The following is a 22,099-nucleotide window of genomic DNA, read 5'->3' on the forward strand; positions in this document are numbered from 1 at the left end:
TGCTTGCTAAATATATTAGTTTTGTAGTACGATATAACTCAAGTGTACAAAGGGATTTTCCCTACATAACTACTAAATAAAATAAAAATGTCTGAAGGTAGAAATAAATTAAACGATTTTTCACTATTACAATCTTTGTTGGGTGGCTTTTCTAAGATAGAAGAAAAAACTTCTAGAATGAAGCAAGCTAGAGATAAGAATATTTCAAAGAACAAGAGTACTCCTAAGCCTACAGCAGCTAAGAAAATTGAAGAGAGATATACTTCTTTTATTCGTATTCCACAGTATGGTCACAGAATAAATAATAAAATAGTAGATGAACTTCAAAACCCACAACTTGAAGATACTCAAGAAATCTTAGTAACCGTTGATATTGAGAAAGAAAGGCAGAAAGAAGAGGCTAAATTATTTAAATGGTTATGCCATCGTTTTCCAAAATGTTTTGATCCGATTAATAAAAAACCACTTAAAATTGGTATAAGCGAAGAAATTGAAATAATTTACCAAAATGAGCACTTTGTGCCAGTTGATAAGATTTTGCTTAGAAATGTATTACGTCGTTATGTTGGTGATACACGTTATCATAAGGCAGTTTTTGAGCTTAAACAAAGATTTAACCTGCAAGGTCAGCCAGTTGAGGACTACTCTTCTGAGCATGTTGAGTACTCTAAGAAGCGTCTAGATGAGATAGCTGAGAAAGCTGAATTTAGAGCTAAAGGCTTAACAATGAAAGACTACTATGAGTATAAGAAACAGTAACAACAAAAGAAAGTTGGTACTGAGGAATACTAATAAAAATCACTATAAATTATTGCCTCCTGGTTTTTTTAAGTTTATTCTCTTATCTAGTGTCTTTAAAATTTCTGTTATAGCTATATGTTCAAAAATAACAAAAGTAGTTTTTTCTAAGAAAATAATTATAGCCATGTTTATGGCTTTGTTGGTGACTAGTTGTACAACTGATAGTTATCAAGCTCGAGAACTTCCTTTGCTAAAGCATGGCTATTCAAAAAAGAAGTTAACCGCATATAATATTTTTGGATTTCGTTATGATAATGCGCCACGCGGAATTTTTAATGTTATTGATGAAAAACCAACTGAATTTCTTGTAAATATATATATTGGTGATAACCAAGACTGTAAATTTATCTATACTGCAGATACAAAGGGTAAACAAGACGAAATTACCCAAACTGGTTCATTCACAGCTTATCTATCTAGTAGAAATGAGTTATTAAAGCTAGAATGTAAAGGTAAAGATTCTAATATAGACTACAAAGTTATCACATATGTAAATGCTATTGAGTATGATAGGGTTGGTAGCTTATCTTATTTAGTTGAGTCTGGAGGTCTTTAATATATTTATTGTCTCCAAAAATCTGGCATAAACAACACTAAGATTGTAAATATCTCGAGACGCCCAGCAATCATCACAAAGTCACATATCCATAATGCTTCTTTAGGGAGGTTTTTGAAATTTGAACCGATATCACCTAGTCCTGGACCTACATTCGACAAAGTAGTAGCAATTGTTGAGAACGCTGTGGTGATATCTAGGCCACAACCTAGCAAAGCTAGCCAACCACCAGCAAAAATTATAATATAAACAGAAATAAATCCCGAAACTCTATTAAGAGCTTGTTCTGATATATGAATATCACCTAGTTTAATAGTAAAAACTCCTTGTGGATGTATAACTCGTTTAGCTTCAAGTATGGCTTTTTCTTTAAATAGAATTGCTCTAATCATCTTTAGACCACCAGCAGTGGAACCGCCACAACCTCCAATTATAGCAATAAACATTAGCATAATTGGCAAGAAGCTAGGCCATAAGTAATAGTTATTATCAGAAACAAAGCCGGCACTTGAACTGATAGATATTACCTGAAAGATACTGTTAGTAATTGTAGAGAAGATATTTGAAAGATCATTTGTATTGGCAATCATGGTGATACATACAATAAATGAGGTAAAAAACAAGAAATAGAAATATGCTTTAAACTCAATATTTCTAAAATAGTGACTTATTTTAAACTTTGACAGAGCTATATAGTGAGCTTTAAAACTAGTAGCACCTAAAAAAAGGAAAATTGCACATACAACAAGCATTCCAAATGGTTTGTCAGTCATGCTCGCATCTGAAGGCGCAAAACCGCCAGTTGATACTGTTGAGAATGTATAGCATACCGCATCAAATGGTTTTACACCAATAAGTAGATAAGAGATAAAGCATAAAAAGGTAAGTAATAGATATACCATCCAAAGTGCTTTGGCAGTACTTGAGATTTTAGGTACGATTTTATCGTCTTTCCATTGGCCTGATACCTCTGCTTTATATAGCCGCATACCACCAACACCTAGTAAAGGCAGAATTGCTACTGATAGAACAATAATACCCATACCACCGAAAAATTCAGTTTGTTGACGATAAAATAAAATACTATGAGGAAGTTTATCAAGTCCTTCAATCACAGTACCACCAGTTGTGGTAAATCCAGAAACAGACTCAAATACTGCATCAGTAAAAGATAGATTTAGACCGGGAAATGACATATATGGTATTGCACCAAAAACTGTTACAAACATCCAAACGAGTGTAACTTAAGAAAACCATCTCTATTTGACAGTTTCTTATTTGATTTACGCGAAATAAACCAAAGCAAAAAACCACATAAAAATGTTACTGTAAAACTCAATACAAATGGATAAGCATTATCTTCATCATATATATAGTCAACCAATAAAGGACTAAGCATGGTAAGACTGAGGAACATTAAAAATATACCAATTATTTTTGGTTTTTGACTAAACATAATCTGCTAATACTTAAAAGCTTAATGTTATTGGTGACTTTGGTGTATAGTTTAGTATAATTACTCACAAGCTACAAGACAATTTATAATTTAGTATCTAAGAGAGGTTATTGTATGATGAAACTTATATTGAGCTTAGCTCATTTGTTTGATAATAAAAAAGATAGAGCGTATGTGAGTGAAGTAGATAGATTTTTACAAAAGTTTGATAAAGAAAATCCACAGAAATCTGAGTTACAAAAGAAAGAAATATTAAAGCATCGAAATATTTTCAATAGAGAAGCAAAGCCAAAAGCTAGTTTTCTTGATAGTGAGTAGTTATCTTATTTATTATATCACTGTGCTCAATCTAGATTCTATCAAAATTTTCATTTCTTAATGTTTGATATTTCAAAAATCAACTTTTATTAATTTATATAAATTATAATACTATTTATAATATCTAAATAATTAATTACTTAAAATCTATGAAAAAATATTTTGTGATTGTGATTATATCTATTTTTACAGTTGCATTTTTTCTGCTATTAAACTATTTGCAACCTCTAAGAACTGATGATTTTGGTAGAGCTAATACAGATACTTTAGCAAAAGGGTTAATAATTATGGTTCACTCTATTCAAGTTGACTATATGACTTGGACAGGGAGGGTCTCTGCTCAAGCTCTAATTTATCTGTTGATGAGTAAGAAAATATATAGGATTATCTTGTTTTGGTCAATCTTATTAATTCTATAGTATTCTATGTGTTTATGTTAATTAGCTTTAAAATAGTTACTTCTGACCGGGGCAAGATATTATCAAAAGATTTTATAGTATTTAGTTTTTCTTTGTTTTTGTTTTTTATCAAACAGGGTTTATAGCTAATATATTATGGAAAACAGGAGCAATTCAGTATTTTTGGAGATTAACTTTACTAATTATTGTTTATTATTTTTCAATAGTGAAGAATAAAAGCAGCTTAGTTCTAGGAATGTTTGTTGGATCAATTATTGGTTTATATAATGAAATATTTGTATGTGTGAGCATTCTACTTTGTTTAGCATATTTTTTTGAAAGAATGATTAGTAAGAAAGTTATAAATGATACTGTCGTCGCATTTTTTTATCGTGTGCAATTGGTGGGGTTATATTGGTAGCAGCACCGGGAAATTATGCTAGATTAGAACATATATCCTCAGGAACTCATTCTTCACTTTTACAAAATATTCTACGTTTAATTTATGAAATAATATTTACTCCACAATACACACTTATATTGTTGATGATGATAATGGTTTTTTTATATTGGTTTTTACTAACAAAAATGTCAAAAAAATAACAGCAATAATATACTCAGTTACCCTTCTACTATCTTTATTTGTTTTGGTTCCAGTTGCGAAATCTTATGACTTAAATCAAAGAGTATTACTTATCTACAATACTATCTTTTTTATAGCTAGCTATATGCTGATTTATAATCATAGTAGTTTATTTATTAATTATCTATATCATGCTTTAAATAAATTAGCTCTTGTTTTTGTCATAATGCTGATTATTCAATTATATCTGATTTTTACTATAAGCTTGTGTTTCTATAAGTTTGAACAAAAACGAAATGTTTTATTTCTCAATATAAACAAATAGAAATAACAGATCTTACCTTACCATGTATATCCTCGTATATATCACCAACGGTATTTGTTGATGATATTACACCAGATAAAAATTTTTATAATAATCAGGCGTATGCTGACTTTTATGGCTTTAAAAATGTTACATGTAAAACAGTAGGTTAAATTTAACTTAGATGTATATAAAAAATGATAAATAAAGCTTTTTTCATAAAAATATTATTGCTTAGTTTTTTTGCTATAACTTTTTTTGTTGGAGTTTCAATATATACCTATGTTTTTGCCAGAGTGCAGAACTGTACGTTGTTTTTTTAAGTTCTTAGATGTTATTAGAATGCATAGTTTATCACAGGTACTATCTTTTGTATGGATTCTTTCTCTTCCACTAATACTTGTGGTATATTACTATTTATTTTTTAAGTTATTGTTTAAAAAGTATTTCTAAATACAATTCAGAAGTTAAATGGTATGTAAAATATGCTAGTATAGAACTATTCATTTCGGAGCTTTAACTTTTTTATGTAGAAAAAATCTTTAAACACTTGGTTTATTAATTTGTTGACTTTAGGATATTTTTTCTTTTTATTTGTAATTTATAGTTTTAAAGTGTGTTACACGGTTTCTAAAGACTTTCTGATATGTTGCTTTTTTTAGTACTTTAATGTTCTTTCCTAAAGGTTGTGGTTGGTACGTTATTTTGGAAGATTACAACTATTCAGCATATGAGGGGCTATTCATTCTACTATCACTCTAATTAATTATCCTAAGTAAACTTCTTTTGCTAGTGCAATAATTGGCTTTATAATGAACAGTTTGTTGGGGTTCTACTACTGCTTTGTCTTGCTTATTTTTTTGAGAGGAAAATTAATAAAAAATAAAACTCGTTAATTATAATATCTGATACTTCCTATTTTTTATTTTTAATATATAAATGAAAAGCAGGAAGGTTGGATAGCTTGGAAAGATATATGGTTATAATTAATGCTAAACAAGATATTAAAAAAATTACTTATATTTTTAAAAAAAGAGCTATAAGTTAAATAGTGTTGCTCTAAGTTGTTAGCATAAGTGTATTATAATTATCTATTTGCTAATTAGTTGTTGTTTTAACTATAAATTTTTTACTTCTTTATACAAATTTCCTAGGAGTTAGTTTGAATATTTTTAAAATAGTTGTATTATTTAATACATCGAACTTTAGCTTAAAAGTTTGTGCTTGTAATCAAATTGGTTTTCTTGATACTCAAGTCTATAAGATTTAACATTATATGTTTATATGAAAAAAGCTATCAATATATTAATAGTTGTTGGATTACTTATGTCGCTAAATAGTTGTATTTGGCTAGCTGTTGCTGGTGGAACTGCTGGCGCTTATATGTTCGAGAAAAAGTAGATAAATCTTTATGCATATTTGGTTTCATCTATTATATCGGTATCTTCAGGTACTTTAAAATCAAAACTTGTATCACTTATATCTACATCAGTTCTTACATTGGTAAACTCAATTTTGGTAAATTGATTTAGTGAGGTTGAAATTTCTAAATATTTAAGTTGATTATTTGGGGTAAACTTAATCTTTATACTATCAATCATTTGATCATTTTTAGGTTTTAGAATATAGCTAGTGTTACCTTGCTCTTTAACGGTAAAGAGTTTGTTGATATTACTGGTGTTTTTTGATAAAAGAATTAGATAAGGAAACTGAGCAATATCATTAGAAACTTTTTTATGATAATTTGATCTAAATCACCATCATAGATCCACAACTTTGTACCATTAGAGACAATTTCTTGGTTATTTGGAGACGTTGTTACCCATTTAAAATATTGTGGCTTTTTGAGGCTCATTTTGCCTTTTGAGTTAAGATTGTTGCTAGTTTGCCCATCTATGAGCTTTTGATTAAAGTTAGCAGTCATAGAGTGAATATTTTTTATCTTTTCTATAAGACCACTAGCTGCATCAGCAAAGCTAATACTTATACTAAAAATAAGTATCAAACATATAATTATTTTTTTCATTTAAGAGTCTCTCTTTACTAGAACTTCACGCATACCGTTTTGATTCATCTCTGAAACAATGCCATTTTCTTTCATTTCCTCCATTAATCTTGCTGAACGATTATAGCCTATTTTTAACTTACGCTGTACCGCAGAGATTGATGCTTTCTGAGTTTTAATAACAATTTCTACTGCCTCATTATAGAGTGGGTCCTCACTACTACCACTATTTGTTGAAGTTCCATTTTCAGCCTCTTCTGATGATTCTAAGATATCTTCAATATATTCTGGCTCACCATATTCTTTCCAAGATTCTACAACCCTATGGACTTCATTATCATCAACAAAAGCACCATGAATACGCATAGGAGCACCAAAACCTGGTTTAAGATAAAGCATATCACCTTGCCCAAGAAGTTGTTCTGCACCTTGTTGGTCAAGTATTGTCCTAGAGTCAATTCTTGATGATACTTGGAAAGACATCCTAGTGGGAATATTTGCCTTAATTAGTCCAGTTACAACATCAACTGAAGGTCTTTGTGTAGCTAGAATTATATGAATACCAGCTGCACGGGCTTTTTGAGCAAGTCGAGCAATTAATTCCTCAACTTTTTTACCAACAACCATAATCATATCAGCAAACTCATCTGCGACAACAACAATATATGGCATTTTTGTCAGTAATGGTGCCTCATGAGCTATTTCAGGATTCATTTTGATAAACATGGTGTTTTTGAGAGGTTTACCAGCTTTCTCTGCTTGCTCAATCTTATCATTTAGTAAAGCAATATTTCTTACTCCAGCTGCTGACATTAAAGCATAGCGACGCTCCATTTCTTTGACACACCAGCGTAAAGAGTTAGCAGCTTCTGTCATATCTGTAACAACTGGTGTTAATAGATGAGGTATCCCATCATAGATTGAAAGTTCAAGCATCTTTGGATCAATCATGATGAATTTAAGCTCATCAGGTCTACATTTGTATAGCATACTAAGAATCATGGCATTGACACCAACAGATTTACCTGAACCAGTTGTCCCAGCTACTAAAAGGTGCGGCATTTTTGCAAGTTCTGCAAATGTTGGTTTACCAGATATATCTACACCTATTCCCATTAGGGTAGGGGCTTTAGATTTTATAAATTCAGGTGATGCCAATACCTCTTTAATACGCACCATCTGCCTAGTTGGGTTAGGTAGTTCTAAGCCTACGTATGGTTTACCAGGAATTACCTCAACAACTCTAACTGCAGTAGTAGATAGAGCTCTAGCTAAATCTTGAGCAATATTTGTCAGTTTGCTGACTTTTGTACCTCTTGCAAGATCTATCTCATACCTTGTGATTACCGGTCCTGGGTATGCTGCAACAACTTTTGCATTAATATTGAAGTCATTTAAAGTTTGTTCAAGTAATGAAGATGTCTCATTAAGCTGTGCTTGAGAAATAACAGTTTTTTTTGCTTCTGGTTCTATAAGTAGATCTAATGATGGGAGCATGTTTTTCTTAAGGGCTTTACTGGCACTTGAGCTTGTTGGGGTCGATGTTGTTGTTATCGCCTTTAGTTGCTTTTTTGCCATTGCTTGTTTAGTCTCACTACTTAACTGTGATGGTAATTCTGGGTCTAAATCGACATATAGTTCCAAGACTGAATCTGAATCCGATGCTATTTCTAAATCTGATTTTTGTAGTGGTTCAGTTTTAGCATCTTTAAATGAAAGCTCATTTGTTACTTTTGTATCATCTAATATTTCTCTAAAAATATCTCTTTTATGAATTTGTTGATTATCTTCAAATGTGATTGATGTTGCTTTATTATCTTTGTTAAGTGAACTTGTTAGGCTACTTTTTCCTTCAAAAGTTTCAAAGCTACTTATATCTGGGATATTTTTATCATTATTAGGTTTTGCTTTGGTGATATAACTAAATACTTTGGCAACAAATACTGCTAAGCTTTTGAAAAGGTATATCCATGTTGTACCTGAATATAGCGTTAGACCTACGAATAATGCTATTAATAATGCAAAATTACCACCTACTGATCCTAAATATTTGATGGTGAGCTTAACTGCTTCATAACCTAAAATGCCACCTGAGCGTTGAGGCATCCAGTAATTAGCAAAACTAAGATAAAGCTCAGCAAGCCCGCAGCAAGATAGTATAAAAACAATAATTCCAACAGTTTTTATTGTAAATAAAAGATAGCTAAGACTTTGTTGTTTTCGTTTGATGAGAAGAATTCTGACAAAATCAATAAGCAAAAATGGTAAAATAAAGCCGATAACACCGAATACTGAGAGTATAAAACTTGCTATATATGCACCAACTGGCCCAGCGTAATTTTTTATTGTGGTTTCAGATGAAACACTACTCCAGCCTGGATCATTAATATTAAAGCTAAATAATGCGATGAAAAGATATATTATGCTAGCTGTTGAAATAACTACTAGAGTTATCTTTAACCTACCAACAGCATGATTTGTTTTGTTTATGTTGTTATCTGCCATACTTTTTACTAAAATTAATTACACATTAATGAGTAAAACTCAATTGATAATTTTAACAAAAAAAATTCTAAAAATGTTAGACTATACTACTAATTTATTAAGCTTGAAGTTTTAGAGGGGTATATTTTGGTAAGATTTCATATCATATTAGGTTTAGTTGTTTGTTTTTTTGCATGGTTATTCTTTCTTATATTTCCAAATCTAGATATACAATTAGCGGGATATTTTTATAACTCATCGGTGCATCAATTTATTGGTGGCTATGACGGGTTTTTAGGTTTTTTGCATTGGCTTGCCAGATTTTTTACAATATTTTTCTCAATCATAGTGATTTTATTTCTTTTAGGATCTCTATTTATCGATAAGTTTAAGATTAAGCATAAAAAAACTATATTATTTATAGCGGTGTGCTTATGGATAGGTCCAGGCTTTGTTGTTAATTATGTATTTAAAGATCATTGGGGGCGCCCAAGACCAGTGATGGTTGAGCAATTTAACGGTGATAAAATTTTTCAACCGCCGTTTGTTATATCTTCGCAATGTGACGAAAACTGCTCATTTGTATGTGGTGATGCTTCAATGGGATTTTGGCTTTTTGCATTTATGCCACTAGTGGCTACAAGGAGAAAAAAGCTTATTGCATTTGCAGCTGCAGTATTTGCTGGTGGAGGTTTAGGACTGATGAGAATGTCGCAGGGTGGGCACTTTTTTAGTGATGTTGTTTTCTGTGGCATATTTATGTATATCTCCACATGGGTGGTTTATGCACTAATGTATCGTAAAAAGGATATTGATTTATATCTTATAAACATAGATAATCAAAAATTGAATATATTAAACAAAGGTATTGTTATGGATTTGGGTTTTATTTTTATGGCGGAGATTTGGAATATCTAGAGAGAGATTTAATTCTCTAGTCTAGTCCTATTTTGTCATTTTAAATATTTCTCAATTTCTCCAAAGCTTACTTGAATCGTGAAGAGTTAAATATACTGAGCTCTTTGATTTTTTAATTAATACCTTTTGGAGGAAAGTAAGATAGATGTCGCAGAAACTTAAACGTGGCTTACACACTCGTCATATGTCAATGATAGCTTTGGGTGGCTGTATTGGTACTGGTTTATTTGTAGCACTTGGCGGAGCAATTGCAGATGCCGGTCCTGGAGGAACTGTTTTGGCATATGTAATCATAGCTATAATGGTTTACTTCTTGATGGCGAGTCTTGGTGAAATGGCTGCTCATAGTCCTGTTAGTGGAACATTTTGTGAATATGCTACACGCTATGTTGATCCAGCATTAGGTTTTAGTACTGGTTGGAGCTATTGGTTTAATTGGGCTATTACAGTTGCTACAGAGGTTATTGCTGCAGCGTTAATTATGCAATATTGGTTTCCAGGCAGCTCAATTCTGTTATGGAGTGGCTTTTTCTTTGTATTAGTTTTTGCTTTAAATATATTTTCAGTAAAGATATATGGTGAAGTTGAGTATTGGTTATCTTTTATAAAAGTTTCGATGGTTATTATATTTATAATTGTTGGCTTTTTATCAATACTTGGTCTAGTAGGTAATCATACAAGTGTTGGTTTTGAAAATTGGCATATTGGAGACGCTCCTTTTCATAATGGCTGGTGGGGCTTTATATCAGTATTTATGATTGCAGGCTTTTCTTTCCAAGGAAGTGAGCTTATAGGTATCACTGCTGGTGAGACTAAAGATCCAAATACATCAATACTAAAAGCAATCAAACAAACATTCTGGCGTTTATTTATATTCTACATACTTGCTGTAGTGATTATTAGTTTTTTAATTCCATATAATAACCCATCTTTGATAAAAGCTGGGATGAGTAATGATGTTTCTGTTAGCCCATTTACGATAGTTTTTGAAAATGTTGGCTTGAGTTCTGCCGCTACTATTATGAATGTGATAATCTTAACTGCGATAATATCTGCATGTAACGCAAGTATGTATAGTGCAACAAGAGTTCTATGGCATTTAGGTAAAATTAAGCAAGCCCCTCAGTTTTTTGCTACTACGAATTCAAAAGGTACGCCAATGATTGCTCTTTTGGTTACAGCAGTTATAGGTTCGTCATTTTTTTTAGTATCTTTTGTTGGTAGTGGATATATATTTACATGGTTGGTTAATATTTCAAGTTTGGCGGGATTTATCGCATGGTTTATAATTGCGCTTAGCCACTATCGTTTTAGAAGAGCATATATCAAGCAAGGTAAAAGCTTAAAAGATTTGCCTTATGTAGCAAAGTTTTTTCCATGGGCGCCTATTATTGCCTTAGTTATGGTGAGTATGGTAATTGTTGGTCAGGGTATTACAATGTTAACTATAGAAGGTAGAACTTGGGTTAGTGTAATATTAGAGTTTGTATCAACTTATATAGGTTTCTTTACATTTGTGATATTATATTTTGCATATAAATTTATTAAGAAGACAAAATTGATAAAACTAGAGGATTGCCGATCTTACTAGATAATCTTAATTTATAACAATTATGAACACTTTTTTTATTCAAGGTCAAGCTGGTCGTATTGAAGTAGCTCGTGATAAAGTCAAAGATGCCAACAAAGACATTGTTGCTGTGATATGCCATCCTCATCCGTTATATCAAGGTAGCATGCATAATAAAATTGTCACCACCGTTGCTAGAGCAATGAAAAATTTTAATATAGAGTCTTATAGATTTAATTATCGTGGTGTTGGCGAGAGTCAAGGTGAGTATGGTGATGGAGTTGGTGAGTTAGAAGACTTGCTTACAGTATGTGATTGGATTAAACACAATACACCAGCAAAAAATAATATTATGCGGCTTCTCATTTGGTGGTGCTATAGCCTATAAGGGTTTAAGTAGTCTAGATAATCTTGTAAGCCTAATTACAATAGCGCCAGCTGTAGATAGATTTGATCTAACTAAATTTAGTCAACCACGAGATATTCCATGGCTTGTGGTACAGGGTATAGATGATGATATAGTTAATCCAAACTCTGTTTTTGATTTTACTCTTAAAACTATCAAATCTGATTTAACTTTGGTTAAAATGAATCAGGTAGGACATTTTTTTCATGGGAAGCTTATAGAGCTTAAGACAGTAATAGAAAACTTCTTAACGTCAATAGTCGATAAACTTTAAACAAAAAGGACTAAAATAAATGAATAGAAAAGTAGCACTTGAAGCAGTCAGAGTTACTGAGCTAGCAGCATTAGCATCATGGAGCCAGATGGGTCGAGGTGATAAAATTGCTGCTGACCAAGCTGCCGTTGATGCAATGAGAAAAGCACTTAATGAGGTTGATATTGATGGTACAGTTGTGATTGGTGAAGGTGAACTTGATGAAGCACCAATGTTGTATATTGGTGAGAAAGTTGGTGCAGGTGGTTACGAGGTTGATATTGCTTTAGATCCTCTAGAAGGTACTACAATTATATCAAAGGGTGGTGCCAACGCACTTACAGTTTTGGCTATGGCAGACAAAGGTGGTTTTTTAAATGCTCCTGATGTATATATGCAAAAGATTGCTGTTGGTGGTATTAATGCGCCTAAGGGTATAGTCGACCTAGATGATTCTGTAACAAATAACCTAAAGAGGGTTGCTGAATTCAAAGGTGTACATATGTCTGCATTAGTTGTATGTACTATGGATAGGCCTAGACATGAGAATATCATCAAAGAGGCTCGTGAATGTGGTGCTAGGGTGATACTGATAAATGATGGTGATGTATCAGGTGTAATAGCTACAGCAACAGAAAACTCTGGTATAGATGTGTATATTGGTACTGGTGGTGCACCTGAAGGTGTTCTTGCAGCAGCGGCACTTAAATGCTTAGGTGGACAAATGCAAGCAAGATTGGTATTCAATGATAATCAAGAAATAAAACGCGCACATCGTCTTGGTATCACTGATCTTAACAAAAAATACGATATCGATGATTTAGCATCTGGAGATATTATTTTTGCTGCAACTGGGGTAACTGATGGTAATATGCTTCAAGGTGTCAAAAGAGTTAATAGCACACGCAGAGGTTCTTATGCAGTTACACATAGTGTAGTTATGCGTTCTACAACAAAAACAGTCAGGCATATCACTGCAGAACACAGCTTTGACTTCAAAGATGGTATCGAAAAGTTTATGTCATAATGATAGTCAATAGCTTTAATTTTAAAAAGCTAATTAAGCATGTGACTATTTTTGCAAGCAATTAGTTATTAATTAATATTTATTGTAAAGAATATAGATTATCAAACTTTAGTTTTTTATAACTTAGTTTGTTTAGTGTGGTAAGTTGCATAATCATGACAGTTAGATGAAAAACTTTAGCTAGTATTTTTTATGATTTTTCGGTAAAAAGTTCTTGTAAATTTCCTAAACAAACTTTTAAAAAGCTTCTAAAGATGTTAAATTGATGTAATTCTTTTTTAAGAAAAATCTACTAATGAGTCAAAATAACATACTTTGGATTATGTTTATAATATACATAATAATCATTTTTAGTATAGGTATATACTCATATTTCCAAACTAAAAAAGTCTCGGATTATATGCTAGGTGGACGCTCTCTAAGTGCGCCAATTGCTGCATTAGGTGCTGGAGCCTCTGATATGGGATCATGGTTATTATTAGCACTTCCTGGCGCTTTTATGATATCAGGTATTAACCAAATATGGCTACCGTTGGGATTGACAATTGGGGCATTTATAAACTGGGGTGTTATCGCTAGAAGATTGCGAATATATACTGAAATAGCAAAAGATTCTATTACCATACCTGCATATTTTGAAAATAGGTTTCATGATAACAAAGGGATGATAAGATCATTAACTGCTGTAGTTGTAGTAATATATTTTACTATATATATCGGAGCAGGTTTTGTCTCTGGTGGAGTATTATTTAGTTCAATGTTTGGTATTTCATATCATCAAGCATTATTATTTACGGCAGCAATAATATTTATTTATACATGTGTAGGTGGTTTTTTAGCGATATCTTGGATTGATTTCTTCCAAGGTAGTTTGATGCTATTAGCTTTGATTGTTGTTCCAATCGTAGTGTATTTTGATATTGGTAGTGCCAATATTGGATCGGTATTATCAAATATTAATGTCAAAGGGTTTTATGACGTCACATCAGGTGTACCGTTAGTTATTATTATCTCTCTTTTGGCATGGGGTTTAGGATATTTTGGTCAACCACATATTATCGTACGCTTTATGGCGATAAAGGATCCGAGTAAAACCTTAAAGGCGATGTTTATTTGTATGACATGGATGATTTTAGCATTGCTTGGCTCTGCTTGTGTTGGTATTTTAGGAGCAGCATATTATAAAGATGGAATTGCAAATCCAGAATCTGTATTTTTGAAGTTATCAGCAGTATTTTTCAATCCATGGATGGAAGGTGTTTTATTAGCTGCAGTATTATCCGCAGTAATGAGTACTTCTTCAGCACAATTGCTATCATTATCTAGCACCTTTTCGGTTGATGTCTATGCTAAATTTATTCGTAATAAAGCAAGTCACAGAGAGCTGCTAAATATCAGTAGGTTAATAGTACTTTTAGTAACAATTGCGGCAATTATTTTGTCATATAATCCGGATACTACTATTTTAAACCTAGTTGGCTTTGCATGGGCAGGTCTTGGTAGTTCATTTGGCTCTGTAGTGATTTTTTCTCTATTTTGGTCAAGGATGAACAAAAGTGGAGCTATAGCAGGAATATTATTAGGCTCACTAGCTGTTTTAATCTGGCCATTGTTTGAGCATTTAGGTGGATGGTTTAAGGTATATGCAATGGTTCCTGGCTTTGCACTAAGCAGTATATGCATAATTGTATTTAGCTTGTTAACTTCTAAGCCAGAAGAATCAGTTCAGCTAGAGTATCAAAAATACAAACAATCATTATAAATTGTTATTGTTAGTCTAATTTTTTTTAAGTAAAATTTTAATCATTTAACCTTAATCATTTTTTATGAAAAAACCATTACTATTTGTATTGACTATGTTAGTACTGTATTGTCTTTCCGTAGCTGGCGAGGATTTTGCTGGAATAGGTATGTTATTGTTACTATTCTGCTTTGTTTTTTATCTATTTATCACCTCTAAATCTCGAAAGTTTAATTTTATAACTATTATTTATGTGGTACTAAGTTTTGCTTTTGTGGTTTGTGCCACAAAAGTATTACTGAGTGTTGACTACGTCACACATCCATTTATATCAATACTGATCTTATTTATCTTATTGCCAACTTTTTTTTTTGCTAGGATATCGAATAATTTTAAGTATTCATTGCTTTATTGATAGTCTTTTAGCTTCAAAAAAGACTTTTGTTGAGCAGGCTGCTGAGCTTGAATGTTCTATAGTTATAACGACACGCAATGAGCCTTTTGATGTTTGTAAATTAACATTTGATTCGGCGTATAATTTAGATTATCCAAAAGAAAAACTAGAAATAGTTGTTGTTGATAATAGTGATTTAAGCCATCAAGATTTTGTTAGATGGCAACAATATGTCAACCAACATAATATGCTTGATGGAATCAGCTATAAGTTTATTCATAGAAGTGGTACGGAAGGTTTTAAACCACGTAATCTTGATATTGCTATGCAATATGTTTGTTTTGATTATGTATTATTTTTAGATGCAGATTCGACATTACCCGAAAATGCTCTAAAAGTAGCCTTGCCTGAGTTTAAACGAAATTCCAAACTTGGATTCGTTAGTTTTTTGATAGAAAGTACTAATTATAGTACAAATTTAGTTACCAAAGTCGCAAGTATCTTTCAAAATACCATTCGCTATTTCAACGAGTTTGTTGGTAAGTATGGTTATTGTAATTATCAAGGCCATAATGGTATATGGAGTAGAAAGGCTCTAGAAGCAACATCTAAGTGGGAAGAGTACCACAGATCCCAAGTGATGATGACTGAGGATATCGCTGCAGGATTTAGATGTTATGAGGCAGGCTTTATAAGTAAACCAGTATTTCTCAAAACTGGAGAATGGGTTCCGACATCTCTCAAGGAGTTTGAAAAGATGTGGCTAAGATGGTCTTTTGGTGGTATGCAAGTAATGCATAAATATATGTCAAATATTATTAGTTCTTCAAACTTATACTTTAGGGTAAAGTTAGATATGCTATATCTGCTGTTCAAAGTTGTCGCATCTGGATTTCCAATATTTGCATTATTATTGGTTTTTTTCCCAAGAAACAATTTAGCTTTTATATCAGTTGTCAATGTAACACTTGTGCCATTATTGATTTTAAGTTTTTGGTATTATTTATATGGAGATATAAAGGGCAGCTTTTTGAGTAAAATCTCACAAATTTACATGGCAATGTTTATGCTGTCATCATTTGTGTTTTGGTGTGGTATTAAAGCAGAAATAAACTATTATCTTAATAAGCCACAAGGGTGGAAACCAACAAGTAAGATTTTTGATAAAGTAGACGGTTGGACAAAAGTTATTTATGATAATATCGGCAAGCTAAGCTTTTCGGTATTTGGCTTAATTGTGGCTGTATATTCTGTTTGTAAATTTTATTCGCAGCCGGATTTTTATATGTATTTATTATGTATGTTGCCAAGTATTTTACTTTTCTTAAATACTGTCTTATGTATTATGGTATTAGGTAGAGCAAAATATTAGCTAAATTATTATGATTGGCTACGATAATATAATTTTATATAGTTATAGCTTTTGGATTTGTACTATTAAATGTTAAAAATAAGCTCGATTTTTTGTGTGTTAATTGTGAGTATTTGTGATATTTATGCAGCTAACTGCCAGCTTATAGATGTTCAAAATGGTTTTAGTGGTTCAGTAGAATTTGCTTGTGACCAAGATATTTAGCTAGATGATAATAAAGTAATTTTTTATATTCTCTGAAAGGATGTTGAAATTGACTCTATTAATGTATCGCGTGGCAATGTTGATTTTAGTATTGATCAAGTCACTAAAAATGTCAAACAAGTAAGTTTAAATCTTGTTAAGAAAACTATTTTGGATTTTGAACTAGACTACATTGCTTATAGGCAGTAACCAGTTAAATTAGCGATACAAGTTAAAAAAATAGTAACTTGATTATCAAATTCTATGGGAGGGGTAGTAAAAAACACTTATACAAATAAAAAAATAAAAATAACAATTTTCAGTTCTATAGAACAAAATCAAAGCTTTTTGTAGTTTAAAATGGTTTAGAATGTTCAATTAAAGATGATTGTGATACTAGTATCAATCTAGTAGATCAAAATGATTCACAATAATCAAGAGAATTAATACAAAAACTAGCTACTTATTTTGATTTTGGCATTGTTCACCAAAGATTAGTTTAATTAAATCCTTAGTAGGGTAAGTTAGAACTTTATGTTAAAATAGTTGTGATTGATGGGATTAGCAAATATAAATTATTTTAAGATAAGCTGTAAGAATGATACAAAGCATATGAAAAGCAATAATAAAGGATTTACAATAATTGAAGTGCTTATCATTGCAGCTTTGGGTCTATTTACTTTGATGATAGCGTTTATGCTATAGGCAATGTATTAATTAGCCAATGCAATTCTTACAGAAAAAAAGTAGAGTTAGTTGACTAGTTAGAGATTAGAATCGATGAATATATGCTAACTGGGAATTTTGATAATAGCTCCTTAGGTAATATCAGTTTTTCTAAGGTTAGCTAGCATAGATCCTTTAACCGAACTAATAAATCAACAGCTTGGTTCATACATGCAGCGAGTTAATCAGATTTATGTCAATGCAAATGCTACAGTATATTGATGAGCGGTATTATCAGATATAGAAGTTGTTAGAAATACTCTTTTATAACCAAGTACAGCAAAATGGTCATCAAATACAGGGGTGTTATTAAACTTAGGAAATACTCAAATTGTTACAGCTGTTCCTTTAGATGATCCTTCCCGCTTGGCTCAGGTGCTTATTATAACAGTAGCACCATTTACTAATGCAAGATATAACCCCAGTTATTAGATGGCAGTGTACTGCTTTTGGATTTGATAGTGAATTACTCCCTTCATGAGGTGTTTTATAGTTTAAGATGGAGATTTAATGATTAAAACTTAGTCAAAAAAAGCTAGCTGGATTAACAATGATAGAGCTTTTAATCTCCACTGCTATAGCTGTAATGATACTTTTTGCACTAATCACTACTTATATTGCAGTAAAGAGTAAGTATACTGAATATAAAGATAAAACTACAACAGAAGCAAAAGAATTATTAGTAAAAAATATACTCTATGATTTTGTCAAAGATGTAGGTTTTGCATGTAAGTTTGGCTCTTCACAACAAACATACTATGATAGAACATCTGATTCTTTGGGTAGCTTTTTATAGTCCGGCGATTAGTGTTAGTAGATTACCTTTGGCTACTTCAAACCATTTTCCACAATCATTAGAGGAAGGTTACCCAGGAGAGTGTTGTCAGACTGGAAAAGATTATATAATGATTAAAAAAGAAGAAAGTCATTCCAGCCTTACTCAAATAAATTCACCTAGCGCAACTCTACACCTTCGTTATGTTGATGGAATTACAGCTGATGATTATTTATTTTTATGTAATAAAAATAGTATTAATTTAGTTAAAGCATCAAATATCAATAGTAGCTCAAGTATTGTTAATTTATCACAATCACCACAAGGTGGTGATTATTATCCTGGCGATTATGTTGGTAAATATTCGCTTGAGGTTCTCTATGTCAGAAGTACTGGTGAACAAGATAGTCAAGGTCAAGATATTTACTTATTATATATATATCAAAAATAGTGGTGCTAATGGAATGTCATATGAGCTCGTAAGAGGAGTCGAGAACTTACAAGTTGAATATGCAACAGTTAGTAATAATGTTATAACTTGGAATAATGTCACTACACATGTTGATATAAATAGCTCTAGTTATCCTGCATTGAAAATATCTTATAGTATTGCAGGTCAGGCATTTAGCAAAATAATTAATACATAGGTTTATATAGTATGAAACAGAGAGTGAGAGGTTCTTCATTACTAGTAATTTTAATTTTAGCTTTTGTATTAATGATTAGTGATATCAGCTCTTGTTTATCACTTTAAAGCAGATTCTCTAGCTATTAATATCTTGGTTGATGAGAAAAAAACCTAAGTGTGCATGAGGGATATTTTGGTAATATTATCGAAACAGCCGATTTATCAACCTCTACAGATGAAAATATTGGTGATTTTAAGTTTGTAACTACTCCTAATTCAATTACCCCTAGATTTGAGTATGAAAATACTAATGCTGAGTTATATAATGCTGATACTTATCATCAGTTTTATGATGATAATAGTGTTCTTAGGTATATTAGGAATTTTATTTATAATTTACTACCAAATTTTACAATGACTTAATATGAAAAAACAGTAATCCCTTTAAATCTACCTTATGTAAATATTGATGGTATGAGTTATTCAGTATTTAGTTACAGAATAGGAAATCAAAATAATAGATGGTTATGACGGTAGTGGATCAAAGTCAGATTGTATTATTGAGCAAGTTAATGGTATGTAAAATACATTATATGCCATAATCCGAAAAACGGTGAAAACAGAATTGTTGTTTCTGAAAATTCTTGGGACGCTCATCATGATCATGATGATTATAGGGACCTTGTTTAAATAATAGCTCACAGAGCTTTATAATTAAAATTTATGAAAATATATTAAGTATTAGTTACCCGCAAGCATTAGCTTAAAGCTATTATGATTTTAGTGTTGGCTTGGAGCTGAAGAATAATGAATGAACTCTACTTTTAGCAATACATGATTTAGATAGAGTTTACACATCATCAGTATCATTAAACAATATCAAAAATAATCCGCAAACTGTAGAAGTTTCTGGTCTAGAGGTGTTTGACGATGGCTATATAGTTAATGTAGGCTGGTATTTTGATAATAACCAGAGTAGTCCTAAACTTTTAATTTTAGAAAAATTTCTTAGAGATGATAATTATGATATGGATGTTTATAAAACAACTTATGGCACTCTTACTAAAACTTACATAGCTGAATTTACTTATAGATTGATAACTGGAACAACAGATTTTGATGATAATGATGTTTATGATCTAGTTCCAGATAGCTTATTCACCTTACAAGGGAATGCTCCATTAATTTTTCAAGGTAAGAATATTTTAGATTTTAATTATAGTGTGCCTTATAAGTTAGGAGATAGCAATGGCTCAACAAAGTCATGATAATAGCTGATGTGATAAATCAACCGATTTTAATAAAGAAAAATGTGACACAGTTATTTATAGTGTATTTTAATGTATTATATATTATAAATATCTGTATAGTTTAGGAGTGGCTACGCCGACATTGCTATCTTCTCCTAACTTTCCGGACGAAACTATAAAGAAGATAATAGCTAATTTTGGCACTATTTGTTATAACTAATAGTAATATTTATGTTAGAAGTATAGAAGATGACTCTACAATTAGTAGTGTAGCAATAGATGATTAAAATTATCGGATACTTAGAGATGGAAATGGGCAGATATATGCGATAGCAGATGGTTTAAGTTGTACTATAAATTCTGATTGTAGTGATGCAGCTTGGATTTATTTTGACTCTGGCTGCGCTGCTCATAACAGTTGTATTAGCTTAGAGGTTTTAAATAATGTTCAGCCATATTTTAATATAGTCTATAAAAGTTTTCAGCACTAAGATTTTTTCCAAAAATACTAAAATTTGGTTATACTGGTAGCTTATAATTATGAAATTCAAAAGATGGACTTTTTACTTTATGATTTTTTATAACTCTTTATCTGGCGAAAAAGAAGAATTTAAATCAGTTGAACCTAAAAAAATTAAAATGTATGTTTGTGGTATTACAGTGTATGATGATTGTCATATTGGACATGCTCGAACAAATATTGCTTTTGATGTAATTAATAGATATTTTAGGTACCGTGGGTTCGATGTCACTTTTGTGCGAAATATCACAGATATTGATGACAAGATTATCAAAAGAGCTAATGAAAATGGTGAGTCTATTAACCAGTTAGTGGAGAGAACTATTAAGTCAATGCACGATGCTTTTGATAAGCTTAATATCCTTCGCCCAACAAAAGAACCAAGAGCGACACAGACTATTCCTGAAATGATAGTTATGATTGAAACTCTTGTGGAGAAAGGCTTCGCTTATCAAGGAGCAAATGGCGATGTCTTTTATCGAGTGGCTAAATTTGCTGATTATGGTAAGTTAAGTAAGCAAAATCTTGAAGCATTAGAGCAGGGCTCAAGAGTAGATGTTGTAGAAGAAAAAGAAAATCCAATGGATTTTGTACTTTGGAAAATGGCAAAAGAAGGTGAGCCAGCTTGGGAATCACCATGGGGAGCAGGTCGCCCTGGTTGGCATATAGAGTGTTCTGCAATGTCTAAGAAACTTTTAGGAGATACTTTTGATATTCATGTTGGTGGTTCTGATCTTAGATTTCCGCATCATGAAAATGAGATAGCTCAATCAGAAGCTTGCAATGAATGTACTTTCGCTAATTACTGGTTACATTCTGGTATGGTAAAAGTTAATGCTGAGAAGATGTCTAAATCTTTGAATAATTTCTTTACAATTAATGAGGTTATAGAGGAGTACCACCCTGAAGTTGTGAGATACTTCTTAGCTTCAACTATTTACAGAAGCGAGATTAATTACTCAAAGGAGAATCTTGATAATGCAAGAGCTTCTGTCGAGAGATTATTTAATGCTCTTAGAGATATCGAGCCAATTGAGGTAAATCTTCCTGATGATGCTAGTGAGTATGAAGAGAAATTTATCAAAGCTATGGACAATGACTTCAATACTCCAGAAGCTTTGGCTGTTTTATTTAGCTTAGCTAAAGAGATAAATACTCTTAAAACAACAAATAAATATAAAGCTAGCGGTTATGCTTTTTTACTACGTAAGCTTTGTGATGTATTGGGTATTTTATTTACTGATATCGAAGAATATTTTAAGCAAGGTGATAGTGCCGATGTTGATGTGATTGAAAAGCTTATAGCTGAACGTGCTCAAGCTAAAAAAGACAAAAATTATGCTAGAGCTGATGAGATAAGAAAACAGCTTCAACAGCAAGGAATAATATTAGAAGATATTACAACTGGTACTATATGGAAGAAAGGTTAAT

13 protein-coding genes and 6 pseudogenes are annotated in these 22,099 nt (G+C 31.6%); 16 read left to right on the top strand and 3 right to left on the bottom strand.

Annotated features, from left to right (window positions below):
* Window positions 1-87 precede the first annotated feature (87 nt).
* Complete coding sequence (locus C9379_RS03250; RefSeq protein WP_143384898.1) at window positions 88-759, top strand: ProQ/FINO family protein; 672 nt, start codon at window positions 88-90, stop codon at window positions 757-759.
* Between the two features lie 76 nt (window positions 760-835).
* Window positions 836-1,357: an FTL_1709 family lipoprotein gene (locus C9379_RS03255; protein WP_425536917.1), complete on the top strand. Its 522-nt coding sequence runs from the start codon at window positions 836-838 to the stop codon at window positions 1,355-1,357.
* Window positions 1,358-1,362: 5 nt separating this feature from the next.
* Here C9379_RS03255 and C9379_RS03260 read toward each other — a convergent pair.
* Window positions 1,363-2,816: pseudogene (locus C9379_RS03260) on the bottom strand (potassium transporter TrkG).
* Between the two features lie 111 nt (window positions 2,817-2,927).
* Here C9379_RS03260 and C9379_RS03265 point away from each other — a divergent pair.
* The 3 genes from C9379_RS03265 to C9379_RS03275 all read left to right on the top strand — a co-directional run bounded on the left by C9379_RS03265 (window position 2,928) and on the right by C9379_RS03275 (window position 4,132).
* A complete protein-coding gene (locus C9379_RS03265; RefSeq protein WP_143384899.1) occupies window positions 2,928-3,131 on the top strand; it encodes a CBU_0585 family protein in 204 nt (67 codons plus the stop codon).
* Window positions 3,132-3,280: 149 nt separating this feature from the next.
* On the top strand, window positions 3,281-3,550 hold the full coding sequence (locus C9379_RS03270; RefSeq protein WP_318263330.1) for a DUF6056 family protein: 270 nt from the start codon (window positions 3,281-3,283) through the stop codon (window positions 3,548-3,550).
* A 393-nt stretch (window positions 3,551-3,943) separates the two neighbouring features.
* On the top strand, window positions 3,944-4,132 hold the full coding sequence (locus C9379_RS03275; protein ID WP_318263331.1) for a hypothetical protein: 189 nt from the start codon (window positions 3,944-3,946) through the stop codon (window positions 4,130-4,132).
* Between the two features lie 1,693 nt (window positions 4,133-5,825).
* On the opposite strand, the pseudogene lolA reads toward C9379_RS03275, so the two are convergent.
* Window positions 5,826-6,442: pseudogene (gene lolA, locus C9379_RS03280) on the bottom strand (outer membrane lipoprotein periplasmic chaperone LolA).
* Window positions 6,443-8,926 carry a DNA translocase FtsK gene (locus C9379_RS03285; protein WP_143384900.1) on the bottom strand — a complete coding sequence of 828 codons (2,484 nt, stop codon included), beginning with the start codon at window positions 8,924-8,926 and terminating at the stop codon, window positions 6,443-6,445.
* Window positions 8,927-9,052: 126 nt separating this feature from the next.
* Between C9379_RS03285 and lpxF the strand changes: the two are divergent.
* The 11 genes and pseudogenes from lpxF to cysS all read left to right on the top strand — a co-directional run.
* A pseudogene (lpxF, locus tag C9379_RS03290) lies at window positions 9,053-9,715 on the top strand (lipid A 4'-phosphatase LpxF); the annotation flags it as partial.
* A 253-nt stretch (window positions 9,716-9,968) separates the two neighbouring features.
* Window positions 9,969-11,414: an amino acid permease gene (locus C9379_RS03295; RefSeq protein WP_143384901.1), complete on the top strand. Its 1,446-nt coding sequence runs from the start codon at window positions 9,969-9,971 to the stop codon at window positions 11,412-11,414.
* A gap of 22 nt (window positions 11,415-11,436) precedes the next feature.
* Window positions 11,437-12,073: pseudogene (locus C9379_RS03300) on the top strand (alpha/beta hydrolase).
* A gap of 19 nt (window positions 12,074-12,092) precedes the next feature.
* Complete coding sequence (gene glpX, locus C9379_RS03305; RefSeq protein WP_143384902.1) at window positions 12,093-13,079, top strand: class II fructose-bisphosphatase; 987 nt, start codon at window positions 12,093-12,095, stop codon at window positions 13,077-13,079.
* A gap of 295 nt (window positions 13,080-13,374) precedes the next feature.
* The gene (gene putP / locus C9379_RS03310; RefSeq protein WP_143384903.1) at window positions 13,375-14,841 is read left to right on the top strand and encodes a sodium/proline symporter PutP; all 1,467 of its coding nucleotides are present in this window, start codon (window positions 13,375-13,377) and stop codon (window positions 14,839-14,841) included.
* Window positions 14,842-14,905: 64 nt separating this feature from the next.
* Window positions 14,906-16,586 (top strand): annotated as a pseudogene (locus C9379_RS03315) (glycosyltransferase family 2 protein).
* A gap of 795 nt (window positions 16,587-17,381) precedes the next feature.
* Entirely contained in the window at window positions 17,382-17,474 is a 93-nt protein-coding gene (locus C9379_RS03325; protein WP_318263332.1) for a prepilin-type N-terminal cleavage/methylation domain-containing protein, read from the top strand.
* Window positions 17,475-18,045: 571 nt separating this feature from the next.
* Window positions 18,046-18,917: pseudogene (locus tag C9379_RS03330) on the top strand (photosystem I protein M (PsaM)).
* A gap of 158 nt (window positions 18,918-19,075) precedes the next feature.
* On the top strand, window positions 19,076-19,321 hold the full coding sequence (locus tag C9379_RS08720) for a hypothetical protein (protein ID WP_425536914.1): 246 nt from the start codon (window positions 19,076-19,078) through the stop codon (window positions 19,319-19,321).
* Between the two features lie 497 nt (window positions 19,322-19,818).
* On the top strand, window positions 19,819-20,166 hold the full coding sequence (locus tag C9379_RS08725) for a hypothetical protein (RefSeq protein ID WP_143384904.1): 348 nt from the start codon (window positions 19,819-19,821) through the stop codon (window positions 20,164-20,166).
* Between the two features lie 552 nt (window positions 20,167-20,718).
* Window positions 20,719-22,098, top strand: a complete 1,380-nt coding sequence (cysS, locus tag C9379_RS03340; RefSeq protein WP_143384905.1) for a cysteine--tRNA ligase — start codon at window positions 20,719-20,721, stop codon at window positions 22,096-22,098.
* Window position 22,099 lies beyond the last annotated feature (1 nt).

This window comes from Francisella-like endosymbiont (assembly GCF_003069505.1).
Lineage (GTDB): Bacteria > Pseudomonadota > Gammaproteobacteria > Francisellales > Francisellaceae > Francisella.

Coding starts and splice junctions, on each gene's coding strand:
- C9379_RS03250 (WP_143384898.1), top strand. CDS start 88: ATGTCTGAAGGTAGAAATAAATTAAACGATTTTTCACTATTACAATCT.
- C9379_RS03265 (WP_143384899.1), top strand. CDS start 2,928: ATGATGAAACTTATATTGAGCTTAGCTCATTTGTTTGATAATAAAAAA.
- C9379_RS03270 (WP_318263330.1), top strand. CDS start 3,281: ATGAAAAAATATTTTGTGATTGTGATTATATCTATTTTTACAGTTGCA.
- C9379_RS03285 (WP_143384900.1), bottom strand. CDS start 8,926: ATGGCAGATAACAACATAAACAAAACAAATCATGCTGTTGGTAGGTTA.
- C9379_RS03295 (WP_143384901.1), top strand. CDS start 9,969: ATGTCGCAGAAACTTAAACGTGGCTTACACACTCGTCATATGTCAATG.
- glpX (WP_143384902.1), top strand. CDS start 12,093: ATGAATAGAAAAGTAGCACTTGAAGCAGTCAGAGTTACTGAGCTAGCA.
- putP (WP_143384903.1), top strand. CDS start 13,375: ATGAGTCAAAATAACATACTTTGGATTATGTTTATAATATACATAATA.
- C9379_RS03325 (WP_318263332.1), top strand. CDS start 17,382: ATGAAAAGCAATAATAAAGGATTTACAATAATTGAAGTGCTTATCATT.
- cysS (WP_143384905.1), top strand. CDS start 20,719: ATGATTTTTTATAACTCTTTATCTGGCGAAAAAGAAGAATTTAAATCA.